Source organism: Neoroseomonas rubea (assembly GCF_016106015.1).
GTDB lineage: Bacteria > Pseudomonadota > Alphaproteobacteria > Acetobacterales > Acetobacteraceae > Neoroseomonas > Neoroseomonas rubea.
Map to the genome: position 1 here is coordinate 1 of NZ_JACADQ010000404.1, position 3,507 is coordinate 3,507.

The 3,507-nt window shown below is 71.6% G+C and carries 3 protein-coding genes; 1 reads left to right on the top strand and 2 read right to left on the bottom strand.

Features of this window, described 5'->3' with window-relative positions:
- On the top strand, positions 1-784 hold a 784-nt coding region (locus HW577_RS22690; protein WP_198378385.1), incomplete at its 5' end, for a CDC27 family protein.
- A gap of 388 nt (positions 785-1,172) precedes the next feature.
- On the opposite strand, the gene HW577_RS22695 is transcribed toward HW577_RS22690, so the two are convergent.
- Positions 1,173-2,558, bottom strand: coding sequence for an MmgE/PrpD family protein (locus HW577_RS22695; RefSeq protein WP_198378386.1), 1,386 nt, complete (start codon positions 2,556-2,558; stop codon positions 1,173-1,175).
- 32 nt (positions 2,559-2,590) lie between these two features.
- On the bottom strand, positions 2,591-3,507 hold a 917-nt coding region (locus HW577_RS22700; protein WP_198378387.1), incomplete at its 5' end, for a heavy metal translocating P-type ATPase.

The following is a 3,507-nucleotide window of genomic DNA, read 5'->3' on the forward strand; positions in this document are numbered from 1 at the left end:
GCTCGACCCCGAGCCGCTGGTGCGCGCCGCGGCGCTGCGCGCGCTGGAAGGCCTGCCGCCGCAGAACCGCCTGCATGCCGCGCGGCTGCTGTCCGACGAGGTGCGGCTGGTGCGCATCGAGGCCGCGCGCGCGCTCGCACCCGTCCCGCTGAGCGCGATCCCCGACGCCGCGCGCCCTGCCTTCGCCCGGGCCTGGGAGGAACTGCTGGCCAGCGAGCGCGTGGCGGCGGAGCGGCCGGAATCGCATGTGAACATCGCCGCGCTGCTCGCCCAGCGCGGCGATCAGGCCGGTGCCGAAGCGGCCTATCGCGCTGCGCTGGCGCGCGACCCGGCCTTCCTGCCCGCGCTCGTGAACCAGGCCGCCTTCGAGGAAGCGCGCGGCCGACGCGATGCCGCTGAGGCGCTGCTGCGTCGTGCCGTCGCCGCGCATCCGGCCGAGGCCGAGCCGCTCCACGTCCTTGCGCTGCTGCAGGTCCGACGCGGGCGGATCGCCGAAGCGACCGAAGCGCTGGCCGGGGCGGCCGCTCTCGCGCCGGACCAGCCGCGCTACGCCTATACCCATGCCCTCGCCCTGCATCGGCTGGGTCGCGTGGACGAGGCGCTCGCCGTGCTCGCACGCCATCCGCGGCATCGAGAGAGCATGATCGCGGCAGCCACCTTCGAGCGCGATCGCGGTCGGCTGGCGGAAGCGGAACGCCACGCGAGGGCGGTCCTTGCGCTGGATCCCCAGGACAGGGAAGCCGCTGCGCTGCTGGGCGAGGTGGCACGGCGCGCGGCGCAATGACGGTTTCGGCAGCGGTCCGGTGCGCGCACGCCGATGATCGTTTCCCGCTCGCGCCGTCGCCGCCGGCCCTTCGCCTCGCCGGTAGCAGCACGGCGAAGACGTTTCACGCCGGGCTGCAATGCCCTGCCGATCGTCTGGAGCGACTGTTCACGCTGAAGCGCTGGATGCCGATAGCGCAGGCAACACGATTGATGGCTTCGACTGAAGCGCGCGCCCAGGTTTAGCAGCCCACCCTCCGCCCTAAGTGGAGGCAGGTGTGGCAGCGCTGGCTCTGTTGGAACAAAGCAGCCCAGTTCGGCATAAGCCGATGCGCGTCCCCGCATCCACTGAGATCTGACGCCCGAGAACACTCGTTCTCGGGCGTTTCTCGTTGCAGCGGGCCGCCGGACTACCGCGGCGCCGAAACAAACAATCGGCTCAGCACCGCCGCATCCGTTTCCGCCGCAAGAGCTGACATCGCCTCGAACGCAGCGCCTGCAGCATCTGGCACGCAGGCACGGCGCGCCGCCGCGCAACACGCCTTCGCCTTCGCGATCTGCGCATCGTCAGACAAAGGCCTGGCCGGACTCCCGATCGCTGCATCGACCACGATGCGTTCCGTTCGGCCGCCAGCCAGACGCACTTCGACCGCCTGCGGCACCACAGCGTTCTGGTCCGTCGTTCCGTCGTCGCGCATAACCACGCGTGCGGCGAGCGCCAGCGTTTCCATGTCCGTCAACCGTGCCGCGCTGAAATCCTCGAGCGCTACGGTTCCATGGCGCAAAGCAGTCGCGACCACGTAAGGCAGGCAGAGCCGCGCGTAGTTCGGCGTCAGCGCCGGCACCAGCGGCCGCCCGACCAGCCGCATCGCAAGCGGCGGCAACTGGAGTACCACTTCCTCGACGCGCGTGACGTCGATGGCGCCGCGTGCCAGCAGCCGCTGCACGCCGTCGATCGCCGGATGTGTGAGCCGCCCCGATGGAAAGGGTTTGTGAGAAAGCCGCGTCACCTGCCAAGGCTTGCCAAGCGCTTCGAGCCCCGGGGCCAGGTCGTGCTCGGGTTCCGTCAGCGCCAGGAAGCCGGATGCGCCGGTCAGCCAGGCTAGCGGCCCGCTCAAGCCTGCTTCCGCAAGGTCCGCGGCACGGAACGCCGCTGCGGCGGCGAAGCCCATCTGCACCGCGAGCGCGACGGACCCCTCATGATGCGCCTGCATCGTTCCCGGGATCTGTCCGATCAAGAGCCCTGCGCCGGCCGCGCCGACCTCCGCGTCGAATCCACGCAGGCGTGCGACGGCGCCATAGGCGCCGAACATGCCCGCTGTTGCGGGGCGAAAGAAGCGCATCGGCCCGCGCGCCGCCGCACCGATCACGCAGGCCAACTCGATCCCCGCGACAATCGCTGCGACGAAGCGACCACCTCCGACCGGATGCCCGAGCGCAGACTGTCGTTCCGCCTCGGCCAGGGCGGCCGCGAGCGTCGGCGTCATCGCATGCACGACGGCCGCTTCATGGATCGAATCGAATTCGAGCGCATGCGCCTGGAACGCATTCACGAAGGCCGCTTGCGGCGCGGGAAGGCGGATATCCTCGCCCCAGACCGAGGCTTCCGCCCCGTTGCCCCAGCGCCTCGCGGCGGCGATGATCCCGGGCTGTGCGGGATGGGCCGTCCCCGCCACGCCGACGGCCAGTGTGTCGAAGACGAAGCGGCGGGCTGCGGCGAGCGCGTCGTCCGGCATAGCGCCATCTGGCGTCTCGAGGACATGGCGCAGGAGGATGGCTTCGGGCGATTTCTGCATCGCGCGGATGCTGCGGAGTGGATCCCCGCCGGTCAACCGGCGTGGCCGCCCGCAGCGGCCGGAGCCCCATGCGCAAGCCTCTCGCCGCTGAGCCCCGCCAGCATTTCCTCCTCCACGGCCAGATGCACGCGCAGCAGCGCTTCAAGGGCGAACAGACTCCGCCGGATCTCCGGTATTGCCGATGGCCACGCTTCCTGATCCGTCGCCAGCGGCAGCAGGAGCGCGATCCGTTCGGCGAGCTGTTCCATCTCGGCGTGCATGCGGACCAGGGGTGCCATCGGGTCCTGGCCGCCGAGGCGGCGTGCGGCTTCGGGGAACAGGGTGCGCTCTTCCGCCTGGTGATGCGGCAGCATCTCGGTCCGCAGGCGCGCTTCCACCGCGGCAAGTCCCGCCAGCCCATCCGGCGTCGCTTCAATCCCCTCCGCCGCGCGCCGCAACGCCTCCGCCAGGTCGCGCAGCCCCGCGTGTTCCTCCTGCCGTTCGACGAGGCCGGCCTCGGCGGGCATGTGCTCGTCGCCCGACTCCGCGCCATCGGGGCTGAGCGCCGTCAGCGCATAAAGGATGGCCAGCACGTCGATGGCTTCCTGGAGCAGCGCGCCCGCCAGCGGGGCGATCCATCCCCCCGCCGCCGCGACCATCGCACCGCCGGACAGGCCCATGCCGAGCATGATGGCGCGCAGCGCGATGCGGCGGGAGCGGATCGCGATCGCGATCGCCTCCGGCACGCGGTCGACGCGGTCGACGAGAAGAACGACGTCGCCTGCCTCGGCGGCGGCGGCCGTTCCCATGGCGCCCATCGCGATGCCGACATCGGCCGCGGCCAGCGCCGGCGCGTCGTTCACGCCGTCGCCGACCATCGCGGTCGGCGCGCGCGCGGCCTCGCGCCGCACGGCCTCGATCTTGTCCGCCGGCGCCTGGCTCGCCAGCACGGCATCGAGCCGCAGCGCGC

Bases quoted from the DNA above. Each gene is read 5' to 3' on its own strand.
- HW577_RS22695 (WP_198378386.1), bottom strand. From the start codon at position 2,558: ATGCAGAAATCGCCCGAAGCCATCCTCCTGCGCCATGTCCTCGAGACG.